15 protein-coding genes are annotated in these 13,121 nt (G+C 58.5%); 5 read left to right on the forward strand and 10 right to left on the reverse strand.

Annotated features, from left to right (window positions below; genetic code table 11):
- Positions 1-113: 113 nt before the first annotated feature.
- From RQ738_RS06125 to RQ738_RS06140, 4 genes are all read right to left on the reverse strand, one after another.
- Positions 114-1,244, reverse strand: coding sequence for a hypothetical protein (locus RQ738_RS06125; protein WP_314162836.1), 1,131 nt, complete (start codon positions 1,242-1,244; stop codon positions 114-116).
- A gap of 188 nt (positions 1,245-1,432) precedes the next feature.
- On the reverse strand, positions 1,433-1,906 hold the full coding sequence (locus tag RQ738_RS06130) for a DUF5063 domain-containing protein (RefSeq protein WP_314162837.1): 474 nt from the start codon (positions 1,904-1,906) through the stop codon (positions 1,433-1,435).
- 107 nt (positions 1,907-2,013) lie between these two features.
- A complete protein-coding gene (locus RQ738_RS06135) occupies positions 2,014-2,568 on the reverse strand; it encodes a peroxiredoxin (protein ID WP_314162838.1) in 555 nt (184 codons plus the stop codon).
- Positions 2,569-2,608: 40 nt separating this feature from the next.
- Complete coding sequence (locus RQ738_RS06140; protein ID WP_314162839.1) at positions 2,609-2,773, reverse strand: rubredoxin; 165 nt, start codon at positions 2,771-2,773, stop codon at positions 2,609-2,611.
- 117 nt (positions 2,774-2,890) lie between these two features.
- On the opposite strand from RQ738_RS06140, the gene RQ738_RS06145 reads away from it, so the two are divergent.
- The 3 genes from RQ738_RS06145 (at position 2,891) to hemL (ending at position 5,808) form a co-directional block, all read left to right on the forward strand.
- Positions 2,891-3,685 carry a hydroxymethylpyrimidine/phosphomethylpyrimidine kinase gene (locus RQ738_RS06145; RefSeq protein ID WP_314162840.1) on the forward strand — a complete coding sequence of 265 codons (795 nt, stop codon included), beginning with the start codon at positions 2,891-2,893 and terminating at the stop codon, positions 3,683-3,685.
- A gap of 47 nt (positions 3,686-3,732) precedes the next feature.
- Entirely contained in the window at positions 3,733-4,353 is a 621-nt protein-coding gene (gene thiE / locus RQ738_RS06150; RefSeq protein WP_314162841.1) for a thiamine phosphate synthase, read from the forward strand.
- Between the two features lie 156 nt (positions 4,354-4,509).
- Positions 4,510-5,808: a glutamate-1-semialdehyde 2,1-aminomutase gene (hemL, locus tag RQ738_RS06155; protein WP_314162842.1), complete on the forward strand. Its 1,299-nt coding sequence runs from the start codon at positions 4,510-4,512 to the stop codon at positions 5,806-5,808.
- A gap of 13 nt (positions 5,809-5,821) precedes the next feature.
- On the opposite strand, the gene RQ738_RS06160 is transcribed toward hemL, so the two are convergent.
- Positions 5,822-6,751, reverse strand: a complete 930-nt coding sequence (locus RQ738_RS06160; RefSeq protein WP_314162843.1) for a hypothetical protein — start codon at positions 6,749-6,751, stop codon at positions 5,822-5,824.
- 185 nt (positions 6,752-6,936) lie between these two features.
- Entirely contained in the window at positions 6,937-8,133 is a 1,197-nt protein-coding gene (locus RQ738_RS06165; RefSeq protein ID WP_314162850.1) for an NnrS family protein, read from the reverse strand.
- Positions 8,134-8,325: 192 nt separating this feature from the next.
- On the opposite strand from RQ738_RS06165, the gene RQ738_RS06170 reads away from it, so the two are divergent.
- Positions 8,326-9,219 (forward strand): LysR family transcriptional regulator, encoded by an 894-nt coding sequence (locus RQ738_RS06170; protein ID WP_314162844.1) that lies wholly within the window; start codon positions 8,326-8,328, stop codon positions 9,217-9,219.
- Between the two features lie 3 nt (positions 9,220-9,222).
- On the opposite strand, the gene RQ738_RS06175 is transcribed toward RQ738_RS06170, so the two are convergent.
- The 4 genes from RQ738_RS06175 to RQ738_RS06190 are packed head-to-tail and all read right to left on the reverse strand — an operon-like array spanning position 9,223 to position 12,368.
- Complete coding sequence (locus tag RQ738_RS06175; RefSeq protein WP_314162845.1) at positions 9,223-9,831, reverse strand: LON peptidase substrate-binding domain-containing protein; 609 nt, start codon at positions 9,829-9,831, stop codon at positions 9,223-9,225.
- Between the two features lie 24 nt (positions 9,832-9,855).
- Positions 9,856-10,485: a flavin prenyltransferase UbiX gene (locus tag RQ738_RS06180; protein ID WP_409929532.1), complete on the reverse strand. Its 630-nt coding sequence runs from the start codon at positions 10,483-10,485 to the stop codon at positions 9,856-9,858.
- 9 nt (positions 10,486-10,494) lie between these two features.
- Positions 10,495-11,853, reverse strand: a complete 1,359-nt coding sequence (gene mpl / locus RQ738_RS06185) for a UDP-N-acetylmuramate:L-alanyl-gamma-D-glutamyl-meso-diaminopimelate ligase (protein WP_314162847.1) — start codon at positions 11,851-11,853, stop codon at positions 10,495-10,497.
- Positions 11,853-12,368 carry a hypothetical protein gene (locus RQ738_RS06190; RefSeq protein ID WP_314162848.1) on the reverse strand — a complete coding sequence of 172 codons (516 nt, stop codon included), beginning with the start codon at positions 12,366-12,368 and terminating at the stop codon, positions 11,853-11,855. The genes mpl and RQ738_RS06190 overlap by 1 nt, the downstream gene beginning before the upstream one ends.
- A gap of 92 nt (positions 12,369-12,460) precedes the next feature.
- Here RQ738_RS06190 and RQ738_RS06195 point away from each other — a divergent pair.
- The coding region (locus tag RQ738_RS06195) for a ribonuclease D (protein WP_314162849.1) at positions 12,461-13,121 on the forward strand (661 nt) is incomplete at its 3' end.

The raw sequence follows: 13,121 nt of genomic DNA on the forward strand, positions 1-13,121 counted from the left end.
CGTGAAATGACAGGGCCATGCTGTGACTATTGGTGTCTATTGTACCCTTGTTTGCCCGCCAGAAAAGCCTCGATTCAGCCCTATGGATCATCCGGGTAAAGACGGCTCGATACCTAGAATTTATAGGTGTAACGCAGGTAATAATCCACATCTTCGCGGTCTTCCGTCACACCATTCAGGCGTTCGATATCCTGGCGGTGACGCAAACGGGCCTCAAAGCTTTGTTTCTTCGCAATCTTCCACTGGTAACGGGCCTCGACAAGGTTGGCATTGCTGCGAAAGTCCGGTGACAACAGGTAACCCGCCTCGGCGCGACCCAGCACCAGGCCAACGCTGTGCCTGGGCACGATATCGATAAAGTTAAAGGTCAGCTGGCCGGCAAAGCCGTCGGCACGCCCCGAGGTACCCGTGCCCACTGCCAGTGCCGTTGGCCGGTTCGGTGCATAACCGAGTTCAGTCGCCAGCATGAATTTCATGCCGCTATTTCCCACCGGCCAGCGCGCCGCCAGCCGCCCCACCACCGCCCAGTAATCATCAATGCGGCCAGCGGCATTGCCATCCACGCGCAGGGCATCGGGCAAATAGCTAACGTCGATGCCACGTTGCACGACTGGCCCCCACGGCTGCCTGTTTTCCATGGCGACAAAGTAACTCACCCGGCTGCCTTCCTCGGTGAAGGCCAGTGGCCCGCGCCGCACCTCGGTCGCCCCGGACTGGGGGTTGTACTGAATGATACCGTGCGCATTCCAGCCGTTCGTGGCCTTGTATTGTGTATAGACGCCGTCAGTCCAGGTAATGTCGGTATTCGGGCTGTTATTTCGATCGAGGGACTTTTTCGCCACACCCTCGAGTTCGAACTTGGTCTGCATGCGGCCGGCACGCAGCTGCCACTGCTGGTTCGGGCGATAGTCCAGATACAGTTCATCAATGGTCGAGTCCCCCCGGCGCAGACCGTCACCGGCAGGAATGGAGGAAAAGAATTCAAAGTGGTTGTCGTTACGGTCATCTGTCGAGTAGCGACCCGCGACGCGTGCCTTGGCCCTTAAGGTCTCTGTCAGTTCAAAACCGACCCCTGCGCGCAGGCGTAAACGAAACTCATCCGTGGTGTCCTGACTACCATCACGATCATCTCGATCAATAGAGAAGAAGCCGACACGGGCGTCGCCGGAAAAGTCTACGGCTGAATCCGCGGCCCTGGCGTAAAGTGACCCGAAACCCAGGCTCAGACAAGTGATTGTAATCATGTGTCGTAACATAACGACCTCCGGTTAATAACGATAATTATTTATATTTACAATAACGCTCAAAGGCATCCACATCCACCAGAAACAATCAAGCCGACGGAGCATAATTCAGCCGGTCTGGTTATGACAAGTCGGGATGTTACCTGAATAGCCGTTAGAGGATTGTCGCGGGCTGACTCTATGCCCGGCTAGTGACTGGCGGTTACCGCCGCCGGGTTGAGCTGGCGTTCGGCGTCTACCAGGTGGTGCCGCCAGTGAAACTCATAGCTATGCTGCCAGTCACGCGCGGCCAGCAGCGGGTTGTTATCGAGTAATTCCAGACCTCGTTTCAGGTCGAAATAAATATCGGTGATGTCATCGGCAAGGCTGCCGGAAAGGCGCTGGCCTTCGAGGCCATCGTATTCGTAATTGTAGCCATCACGTTCGCCAAGGGCGTTGTAGAAGCGGATGAACAGCCCAAAACGCTCTTCATAATTCGTACTCGATTCATAAATCGACATATTTTCATTCTCACCCAGGGCGCTGACGGCATCGGCCAACTGCGGCAGCAAGGTCGACATATCGACCAGCCATGGCTCGACATTCTTGTCATCAAAATGCTCCACCAGCTGGCAAAAGCGTGCCGCCACTTCTGCCATCTGTTGCGTTGCCTCGTTCGCCATTGGCAATCCCCTTGTTCGTTACCGTTTCGCTTGCTTCAAAGTGTAGTCAAAGATCCGGATATTTACAGGTAACTCGTCACGTCTTTGCCATTGCTGGCAGGCGATTTTTACGCCGGGTCTGCCGGCATCGCCTGCAAATCGCTGATGATTTCCTCCGCATGCTGCCGGGGGCTGACACGGGCATAGTGCCGGGCAATGCGTCCCTGCGGATCGATAAGAAAAGTCTGCCGGCGGGCATACCTGATAGGGCCAAAACCACCCAGAACCCCGTAGGCCGCGGTGACTTTTTTCTCGCTGTCCGCCAGTAGCGGAAATGGCAGGTGGTACTTGTCAACGAATGTCTTATGCGAGGCCACCTCATTGAGACTCACGCCGACAATCACGGCACCAAGTTCCCGGAGTCGGGGAACTTCATCGCGAAACCGGCAGGCCTCGGCCGTACAACCAGGTGTGTCATCCCGCGGGTAGAAATACAGTACCAGCCACTGGCCGCGGTAATCTGCCAAGCGGTGGCGCTGACCGTTTTGACCCGGCAGGTCAAAGTCCGGGGCGGTCTTACCCACTCCCGGCGCGGCGCTCGCCCGGGACCTGCGCATGATCAATATTGACAAGAATATCAATATGATAATCGCAGCAACAGAGAAAAAATACGTTGTGTTCATACTGCGCCTTCCCTGCGCACTCCCGTCATATTCGGACTGGTTAGACTGCCACCATTTCAAAATCTTCCTTGCCGGCACCACATTCCGGGCACTTCCAGTTCGGCGGCACGTCTTCCCAGCGGGTGCCCGGGGCGATACCTTCCTGCGGATACCCCTGTTCTTCATCGTAAATAAACCCGCAAATCACGCACATATAGGTCTTCATGAAATATTTTTCCTTCGCTTTAATCCTGTCGGCCTTATGCATACCGACCCGTCGGCAGGCGTGCTAACCTAGTGGTTTTCTTACCGGCACATGCCGGGCCAATATTGAAACCGAATTATGTCCCAACAGCAAGCCAGCCCCGTTATCCTGTGTTTTTCCGGCCACGACCCGGTGGGCGGCGCAGGCATCCAGGCCGATATCGAGGCCATCGCGGCGCAAGGCGCCCATGCCGCCACCGTGATCACGGCCCTGACGGTCCAGGATACGCAGAACGTGCAGCGCATTGAACCACTGTCCGTCGAGACCTTGCGGGAGGTCGCCGGGGCCGTGCTCGACGATCTGCCTGTTGCCGCCTTCAAGATCGGCCTGCTCGGCAGTGCCGGGATTGCAAGTGCCATTGCCACAATCATTCGCGCCCACTCCGGTATCCCGCTGGTGCTTGACCCGGTGCTGGCAGCCGGCAGCGGAAAAGATCTGGGTGACGATGCTTTGCTCCGGGTAATACGGGACGAATTACTGCCACTCACCACCCTGCTGACACCGAACAGCCCCGAGGCACGACGCCTGTCTGGCGAGGAAAATCTCGACACGGCCGCCTGCCAGCTTCTGGGTATGGGTTGCCGGCATGTCCTCATAACGGGCACCCATGAACAGACCCGGGGTATACACAACACCTTATACGATGCGACCGGCCAGCAGGTGTTCGAGAGCGAGCGCCTGCCAGGCGAGTACCACGGTTCCGGCTGCACCCTGGCCGCCAGTCTCGCGGCCCACCTCGCCCTCGGCGAAGACATCATCCCGGCATGCCGGCAGGCCCTGACCTATACCGAACATTGCCTGCGCCATGCCCGCTCCCCCGGCCGTGGCCAGTCCTTACCGACCCGGCTTGGGCAGTTTCCACGACAGGACTAACAGGACACATCCGGGATATTCCATCACGCACACCCTGTGAAAAAATTATGAGTATAAATAATCTGAAAGGCCTGTATGTCATCACCGACGATCAGCTCAGTGGCAGTCATTTGCTGATGCACGTCCAGCAGGCACTGACCGGTGGCGCTTGTCTCGTTCAGTATCGCAGCAAGTCCGGCAGCGAGGCCGCACGTGAATACACGGCCCGCGCCGTGCTCGAACTCTGTCGCGAACACCGTGTGCCGCTCTTGATCAATGACGACGCCATGCTGGCCGCCAAAATCGGTGCCGACGGCGTGCATCTCGGCCAGGCGGATGGCCGCATCGGCGCAGCGCGCCTGCGACTCGGCAGTGGTGCCATCATCGGCGTGACCTGCCATGCCTCGCTACCACTGGCGCAGTCCGCGCAGGCAGAGGGTGCCAGTTATGTGGCCTTTGGCCGCTTTTTTGACTCGCACACCAAGCCCGAGGCGCCGCCGGCTGACCTCGGCATGCTGCGCGAGGCCAGAGCTGCGCTGGAGATCCCGATTTGCGCCATCGGCGGCATCACGCCCGATAACGCTCCGGCGCTGCTCGAGGCCGGCGCTGACATGCTGGCCGTGATCCACGGGGTATTTGGCCAGGCGGATGTTACTGCTGCTGCAGAACGTTACGCACGACTTTTCTAAAAGCCCAACGCAAAGACGCGGAGGCGCAGAGGACGCAAAGTTGTTAAAATGTTCGACAATTATGATCGTAAGCATTCTGGTATTTCTTCGCGCCCTTTGCGTCTCTGCGATCTTTGCGTTAATAACTCCGCAACCCAAACAGGTAAGGAAAACTAAATGACCCGTTCGCATGATTTATTTGTCGCCGCCCAGCAACATATTCCCGGCGGGGTGAATTCCCCGGTCCGCGCCTTCAAGGGCGTTGGCGGTGACCCGGTGTTTTTCAAGCGCGCCAAGGGTGCCTACCTGTTCGACGAGGACGACCAGCAATATATCGACTACGTCGCCTCGTGGGGGCCGGCCATCCTCGGTCATGCCCAGCCGGATGTGATCAAGGCGGTCCAGGCCGCCGCTGAGAACGGCCTGAGCTTCGGTGCGCCGACCGCGATCGAGACCGAGATGGCCAACAAGCTGTGCGAGATCGTGCCGTCGATGGACATGGTGCGCATGGTCAGTTCCGGCACCGAGGCGACCATGAGTGCGATTCGCCTCGCCCGTGGTTATACTGGCCGCGACAAGATCGTGAAATTCGAGGGCTGTTATCACGGCCATGCCGACTCGCTACTCGTTAAGGCCGGCTCTGGCATGCTGACGCTTGGCGTGCCGACTTCCCCGGGTGTGCCGGCCGGGCTGGCCGAACATACGATTACCCTGAACTACAACGATATCGAGCAGGTCAAGGAGGTCTTTGCCGACATCGGCGAGCAGATCGCCTGCATCATCGTTGAGCCGGTGGCGGGCAACATGAACTGCGTCCCGCCCCTGCCCGGTTTCCTCGAGGGCCTGCGCGATGTTTGCGATGCCCATGGCAGCCTGCTCATTCTCGATGAGGTCATGACCGGTTTTCGTGTCGCGCTCGGCGGTGCCCAGGGGCATTACAACATCACCCCCGACCTGACCACGCTCGGCAAGGTCGTCGGTGGCGGCATGCCGGTCGGTGCCTTCGGTGGCAGGCGCGCGGTCATGGAATACATTGCCCCGCTCGGCCCCGTCTATCAGGCCGGGACCCTGTCAGGCAACCCGATCGCCATGGCCGCAGGCCTGAAGACCATGGAACTGATCAGCACGCCGGGCTTCCACGACAAGCTCGCCGCCAAGGTCGACAAGCTGGTAAGCGGCATCATGGCTGCCGCCAAAGGCGCCGGTGTGCCGATGACCGAAAACCACGTCGGCGGCATGTTCGGCCTGTTCTTTACCGAAGCCGGGTCCGTCAGCAACTTTGCCCAGGCCTCTGCCTGCGATGTCGAACGCTTCCGGAAATTCTTCCATGGCATGCTAGATGAAGGTATCTACCTGGCACCAAGTGCCTACGAGGCCGGTTTCGTTTCCAGTGAGCATAGCGATGCGGATCTTGAAGCGACGATTGCGGCCGCTGCAAAGGTTCTGCAAACGTTGAACAGGACGGCAGGACATTAGCCATCACTGCAAGTTATTGCGTGGCGCGGCTGTAGTTAATAACGATACCGGCCTCTCGAAGATGTTTTTCGATAGCATTTATTAGCGGATACTCGCCATACAGCGGGTCGAGAAGCCGGTCAATAAACACCACGTAAGGGCTGCAGGATATGTGCACGCCGGTGATCCGATCCTGTACTGCCATGCCGATTATTTCAGACAGGGTCTCCTCTAAAACAGAATTGTTTTTATCCGGATTACTGGCATGCACCAGTTCATGAACCAGGCAATTAATCTTGAAAATATAACTGGCCACAGTCGGGTCAATGACAATCGCGTTGCTTCGGTATTCAAAATAGCCCTTGTGGTCGTGTAAAGGTTCCGCACCGATAGTGATGCCGTGAGACGCGCTGTGGGCGATAAGCCGTTTGCCAACCGGGTCATGTCTGATGATCTCCAGCGCCCGGTGGATCGCTTTATCGCCATCGGCGTTCAGCCTCTGCATTTCTTGTGGGTGAATAACTTCTGTCGCCTTGCCGTCAATAACCTCGATGTCGATACCAGGCATCCAGGCATGCAATATGACGAGATCGTCACGACTGACAATATCGTCCCCACTTCCCGACAGCCCGGCCAGCTTCCTGAAATGCCGTGACTGATAACGAATTGTTTCGCGCTCATCGGCCACGAACGTATTCCAGATTGCCACGGCGTTACGGATCCGGCGTTCATCCAGAACCGTGTATTTCTCCTCTTGCCCGGAGAGGTACATAACAAAATCAGGATGAAAGAGCGTGTTCGCTATATTGCGCCGGATGTAGCCGCATTTCAGCAAGAACTCCGAATTCATGCTGCCAGAGGCGGGGGCCTGCACGGCCCCAATCAGCGGGGCTGTCAGCAGCACGGCAACGACTACCAGGAACAAAAACGGCTGCATGATTTTCGATCGCTTATGGGTCTTCATTCAAACTCGCCCCGCATGCCTTGCCGGACACGAGTAGCAGGGCCATGCTGACCATGATGATCTTCTTGCGGCGAGACATGAATACCCTCAACCCGTGATAAAGTCCGGAAGGGTCTATCTATAGGTAAACATACCGGATTAATAAATACGTCACACTACGCGACTATGTTCAAGGCTGGCTAAACCTAGCCATACTTGCCGTCAACCCGCCCCCGCACCAGCATGGGCGCATACACAAACACAAAGCCGCCAAACGCGGCTATCCAAAACCACTGTGCATACATAATCCAGGTGGCATAACTGCCTGAAGTCAGCAGCGGCATCACCACGCGCAGCAGCGCACCGATGAATAACAACAGGAACAACAGCCCCAGCACCCGTGGCGGATTGAATACATCCCGGCCGGTGTGACCGAGCGCGACCCGGGCCATCATGCCGAGCGTAAGCATACCGATGCCGCCATAAGCAAAGGCATGCACCGCCAGCATCGGGTTGAGCGTGCCCCAATGGGACAGGGCCTTGAGGACAAAGCCTGCGACCAGCCAGGCATAGCCGAGATAGAGACTCCAGAGCAGGGGTTTTCGCCAGATACCGCTTGCATACCATCCGGCCAGCCGCCAGCCATGCAGGATAGCCAGGGCGGCGGCGAGCACGGCGGCCGGGCCGGGCAAGATCACAAACACCTCGACGACGATAAATGCCAGCATCAAGAAGAGACTGGCGATATCGAGCCAGCGCCAGTTACGCAAGGTCAGCGGATAACCAACGCCCTTTTCGATAAAAAACGGGATCACGCGCCGACCCATCACCATGATCAGGGAAACGATGAGATACAGTGCCGTGTAAAGCCCCAGGCGCACACCGTCATCAAGCTGATTAAAGACCCCGAGATAAAACATCACGTTGGCAAGCAGCAGCAACAACACCTTGCTCCAGATAGCCAGCTGCTGCCACTGCCGCACCTTGACGATCGGGTACAACAGCACGAGAGCAAGCAGACCATTAAACGCCAGGTCGAGCACGGCCATGATCAGCAACGCCTGTGGATGGGCGACAAACGGCATGCACCGCGCCGCCAGCCATAACCCTGCCAGCAGCAGCAATGGCGCACCATGCAGGGTCTGGACTCCCGTCCAGTTACGCACCGCCGCCAGCAGGAAGCCGGCGATGACGGCAAAAACATAACCGAACAGCATTTCATGGGCATGCCACTGCACCGGTCCCAGGCTGCTGCGCGGCAGACTGCCCTGGTAACTCAGGATCCACAACCAGACCACCACTGCGGCCACCGCGAACACACCGGCGAGCAGGAAAAATGGCCGGAAGCCCAGGTGATGAAGGCCAATCCGGTAATGCTGCGGTTCTTCAATCTGCATCGTTATCCCCTTGCAAGGTTTCAGACACTATATCAGTGACGCCGGTCAGGAAGTCCCTTCGTGTCAATAGGTGACCTGCCGGCAAATGACGCCATACAGATAGGCCACAATAACCCAAACAGCATTCTTTACAGGAATCCGCCGGGTGATTTTTTGCCTGAAATAGTCGATAATTACATTCCTAACAGGAATATAGCTATGCTACCAGATACAAATGGCTGGGCGGCCCTGCGCGCCGTCGTCGAACTCGGCGGGGTCAGTGAGGCGGCTAGGGTCTTGCACGTGGGTCAGCCGGCGATCACCAAGCGCCTGCGGGCACTGGAAAAGGTCTACGGCATCCCGCTGACCGAACGCCATGGCGGACGTCTGCAACTCACCCCGGCCGGCGAGAAAGTTTACCTGCTCGCCGTGCAGACCCTTGACCGGCAACAGGCACTTGCCAGCGAGCTGCATGTGCTGGCCAGTGGCCTGGAGAGCATGCGTCTGCAGGTAAATTTCGCCATCGGTGAGCACCTGTTGCCGGATCTGCTTATGCGCTTTGATGAGCTCTACCCGAACTTCCGGGTCAAGAGCCTCATGGGTTACGGTCGCAAGATCCAGACCGAACTGGTCACCGGCATCGCCGATCTCGCCCTCCTCGAACAGGCCCCGGACCACCCGGATGTCGTTGTCCAGAAATGGCTGGACGATGAACTGTGGTTACTCTGTGGCCGCAGTCATCCTCTGGCCGGTACCGACTTGCTCCCCGTCACCGAACTCGACTCCCTGAACTACGTCTTGCGGGAAAGAGACTCTTCGATACGCGATAGTATGCACAAGGCCCTGCAGCGCATCGGCATCGAACAGCTGCAGGTGGCCATGGAGGTCGGCTCCAACGAGGCCATCACCGAGATCCTGACCCGGGGCAAGCACGTCAGCTTCCTGCCCCGTTTTGCCGTCGAGGACAGTGTCCGCGACGGGGAACTGTTCCATATTAAGGTGACCGGTTTTCGCATCATCCGCACACTCTGGATCGCCCGCCACCGTAGCAAGCTCGAGCACCCGGTTGCCGAGGCGTTTGTCAAAATGCTGCACGAGGAACGCGAGGCGTAATCGTCAATCTTTCTCTGTCTGCTCCATTTCGTCGAGGATCGCGCTTAGACGTTCAAGGCGTTCGAGCGGATCATCGAGTTGCAGGAAGTACTGTTTTTGTACCAGCGAAATGGGCAGCAATTCAGCGAGGCGGGAACCGACCCAACTGGCCTGCTCATAGTGCTTCGGCAGGGTCGTATAGGGATGGCCGATTTCTTCCAGCATCTCCCTGACTACGTCTGCCAGCACCTCGAAACGTGCCGGTAGTTTAATCACCGGTTCGTTCTCCAGCAGCGCGACCCTCGCCATGCTGAGCTGGTTCTTGCCTACTTCGCGGTCAAGGATCTGAAAGCGCTGCTGTCCCTGCACCGTGACACCGAGCAGTCCATCCGGTAACTGCTGCCAGTAACTGATTATCGCCAGCGTGCCATATTGAAAAATCTCGGCTGCCTCGCCGGTCTCCTTGCCCTCACTGATCAGGCAGACGCCAAAGCCGCTGTCGGTCTTGAGGCAGTTCCCCACCATATCGAGATAACGCGGTTCAAAGATGCGCAACGGCAAGGCGCCGCCCGGAAACAGCACAGCGTGTAGCGGAAAGAGTGGAATTTCCAGTGTTTCCCGAGTCTTTGTCATCGGCAGCTCCGTGTCACGTCTGACTCAAACGATAATACTGTCTGCAGAACCCCAGCTGGGCAAGAGGTCGTGACCGATACCCAGCTGGTCGAGAAGGCGGGCGACAATAAAGTCGACCATATCATCAATGCTCTGCGGTCGCTGGTAGAAACCCGGGTTGGCCGGCAGCATGACCACGCCCAGCCGCGCCAGCTTGAGCATATTCTCCAGATGAATCGCCGACAAGGGGGTCTCCCGCACCACCATGATCAGGGGCAGGCCTTCCTTGATGGCGACATCGGCAGCCCGCTCAATCAGGTTGTTACTCGAGCCACAGGCCACCGCCGAGAGGGTGCCGGTGGTGCAGGGGCAGATCACCGTGGCATCGGCCGCACCACTGCCACTGGCGACCGGCGCCATCCATTGATCCTTGCCAAAGACCTGCAGCTGCCCCTCGGCTGCCCCGTATAACTCACTGAAAAAGGCCTGCATCTCGGCCGGCCGGCCGGGAACCTCGAGATCGGTCTCCATCGTCAGGACCACCTGGCCCGGTGGCGAAACCATCAGGTAGACCTGCGCGCCGGAGGCAATCAGGCACTCGAGCAGGCGCAAGCCATATTGAGCCCCCGAGGCACCGGTCATGGCCAGGGCAATGGTCTTGTCGGTCTGTTCGATATGCATCGGCTAATCCTTGTTCAGGGCGGTGAGTAATTTGTCGTGGATACCCGCAAAACCGCCATTACTCATCACGAGTATGACATCACCGGGCCGGGCTGCCGCGCTCACGGCCGAAACCGTGGCCTCGATATCCTGCAGGTGTCGGGCCTTGCCATCCAGGCTCTCGATCAGTGCCGCCGGTGACCACGCCAGTTCCGGCGGCGTATAGAGGAAGACCATGTCGGCGGCCTGCAGCGAAGCGGCCAGGCTGTCACGATGGACGCCCATGCGCATCGTGTTGGAACGCGGTTCGAGTACGGCCAGCAAACGCCCGCTACCATTCAGGGCGGCGCGTGCACCGGCCAGGGTGCTGGCGATCGCCGTCGGGTGATGGGCAAAATCATCATAGACCTTCACGCCGCCGACTTCACCCCGCAACTCCATGCGTCGTTTCACGCCCCGGAAACGGGCCAGTGCCGCCAGCCCCTCGGCGGCAGGCACGCCGGCATGGCGGGCGGCCGCCAGGGCGGCCAGGGCATTACTGACATTATGCTCACCGGTATGGTCCCATTCGAGACGACCGACGTCATGACCATCACAAATCACATTAAAGGCGTGGCCGTCAGCCGCCACGTCGCCAACCTGCCACAGACCGCCCTCGCCGATGTGTTCAACGGCTGTCCAGCAGCCCATCGCCAGCACCTCCTCAATGGCACGATCACCGGCCGGGGCAATGATGAGGCCGTTGCCAGGCACCATACGGACAAGGTGATGGAACTGGCGCTGGATTGCCGCCAGGTCCTCAAAGATATCGGCGTGATCAAACTCGAGATTGTTCAGAACCGCCGTGCGCGGCCGGTAATGTACAAACTTGGAACGCTTGTCGAAAAAGGCCGTGTCGTACTCATCCGCCTCGACAACGAAAAACGGCGCCTTGCCCAGGCGCGCCGAGATCCCGAAATCCTGCGCCACGCCACCAATGAGAAAGCCCGGCGCCAGGCCACAATCCTCGAGGATATGCGCGAGCATGCTGGCCGTGGTGGTCTTGCCGTGCGTGCCTGCCACGGCCAGCACCCAGCGGTCTGGCAGCACATGCTCGGCCAGAAACTGCGGCCCCGACGTATAGGCCAGGCCGCGATTGAGCATATATTCCACCGCTGGGTTACCGCGCGACAGGGCATTCCCGACCACCACCAGATCCGGTGCCGGCTCCAGTGGTGCCGGGTCATAACCCTCGTGCAGGATAATCCCGGCGGCCTCGAGCTGGGTGCTCATCGGCGGGTACACGCCGGCATCGGAACCCGTGACCGTGTAACCCATTTCCCTGGCGAGCAGGGCCAGGCCACCCATAAAAGTCCCGCAAATACCGAGGATATGAATATGCATCAGGCCGTCCCTGCAAAGATCACGTTACTCACCTGCCAGAACAGCACGATGTAGGCAATCGCCAGGGCGAAGGCAAGGCCGAGGCGAATATCAAAGCCGTGCCGCAGGATGTGCGCAAAAATCGTCACATTCCAGAAGACGAGTCCCCACCAGACCAGGGCCGCGACCGGAGCCGACTCGTTGACCGCGTTCGCGGCAACCAGCTGGTAGACCACCGGCATCATCAACATGCCAAAGATGATGCCGGTGCCCTGCAGGGCCAGAAAGATTTGCGTGAACCGCCTCGGCAGGCCACGCCACTGCAAGCCGGCGTACAATAGCAAGGCCAGCAACACGACATCGATAACGACTTCCAGCAGGGCCCGGTCAAAACCGCTGAGGGGGAAACTGACCAGCGTGCCGACGAGAATGTTCAGCGCCAGCAGCACACGGAGCAGGGATGCCGAGGCCGGCAGATCCTGGGGGCCGGCGCGCAACATGCATATATCAATAAAACGAAAAATCAGGGAATGCATAGCGCGCAGCTTAACCGCTTGCCGCGTTCAAGGCCACTGTGCAATACAGACCTGCATGGTATGCAGCGGCCGCGACTGCTATGCTGCGCGGCATGAATAACGCCATATATATCGATAACGAAACGCAATTACGCGAATTTTGCAGTCAACTGGCCGGTAGCCCATGGCTGGCACTGGACACCGAGTTCGTCCGCGAAAAAACCTATTACCCAAAGCTCTGCCTGCTGCAAATCAGCAATGGTGAGCATATCGCCTGTATCGATCCCCTCGCCACAGGGGATCTTGAACCGCTGTTCGAGCTCCTCTATAACCCGGCGATCACCAAGGTCTGGCATGCCTGTTCCCAGGACCTTGAGATCTTTGCCCACCTGCGCGGAGAGATCCCGGCACCCCTGTTCGACACGCAACTGGCGGCGTCCCTGCTCGGGCACGGCAACCAGATCAGTTATGCGGCCCTGGTCAAGGAACTCTGCGGTGTGGAACTGGATAAATCACATAGCCGTACCGACTGGTCACGACGTCCCTTGAGCGAGGAACAACTGACCTATGCCATCGATGATGTCCGTTACCTCTGTGATGTGTATGAAAAACTACGCAAGGAACTGGATACCAGCGGTCGCGGTGAATGGCTGGATGAAGACTTCAGCAGACTCACCCATGCACCACATTACCTGGTTGACATGCAAAGCGTCTGGCAACAGGTAAAGGGACTGGAAATCCTGGAGGGCGTCCAGGTGGCCGTCTTGCAGGCGC

It is taken from the genome of Sulfuriflexus sp., assembly GCF_032250955.1.
In the GTDB taxonomy this organism is placed as follows: Bacteria; Pseudomonadota; Gammaproteobacteria; order AKS1; family AKS1; genus Sulfuriflexus.

Excerpts from the sequence above, each read along its gene's own strand:
- RQ738_RS06125 (WP_314162836.1), bottom strand. The coding sequence starts at position 1,244 with ATGATTACAATCACTTGTCTGAGCCTGGGTTTCGGGTCACTTTACGCC.
- RQ738_RS06130 (WP_314162837.1), bottom strand. The coding sequence starts at position 1,906 with ATGGCGAACGAGGCAACGCAACAGATGGCAGAAGTGGCGGCACGCTTT.
- RQ738_RS06135 (WP_314162838.1), bottom strand. The coding sequence starts at position 2,568 with ATGAACACAACGTATTTTTTCTCTGTTGCTGCGATTATCATATTGATA.
- RQ738_RS06140 (WP_314162839.1), bottom strand. The coding sequence starts at position 2,773 with ATGAAGACCTATATGTGCGTGATTTGCGGGTTTATTTACGATGAAGAA.
- RQ738_RS06145 (WP_314162840.1), top strand. The coding sequence starts at position 2,891 with ATGTCCCAACAGCAAGCCAGCCCCGTTATCCTGTGTTTTTCCGGCCAC.
- thiE (WP_314162841.1), top strand. The coding sequence starts at position 3,733 with ATGAGTATAAATAATCTGAAAGGCCTGTATGTCATCACCGACGATCAG.
- hemL (WP_314162842.1), top strand. The coding sequence starts at position 4,510 with ATGACCCGTTCGCATGATTTATTTGTCGCCGCCCAGCAACATATTCCC.
- RQ738_RS06160 (WP_314162843.1), bottom strand. The coding sequence starts at position 6,751 with ATGAAGACCCATAAGCGATCGAAAATCATGCAGCCGTTTTTGTTCCTG.
- RQ738_RS06170 (WP_314162844.1), top strand. The coding sequence starts at position 8,326 with ATGCTACCAGATACAAATGGCTGGGCGGCCCTGCGCGCCGTCGTCGAA.
- RQ738_RS06175 (WP_314162845.1), bottom strand. The coding sequence starts at position 9,831 with ATGACAAAGACTCGGGAAACACTGGAAATTCCACTCTTTCCGCTACAC.
- mpl (WP_314162847.1), bottom strand. The coding sequence starts at position 11,853 with ATGCATATTCATATCCTCGGTATTTGCGGGACTTTTATGGGTGGCCTG.
- RQ738_RS06190 (WP_314162848.1), bottom strand. The coding sequence starts at position 12,368 with ATGCATTCCCTGATTTTTCGTTTTATTGATATATGCATGTTGCGCGCC.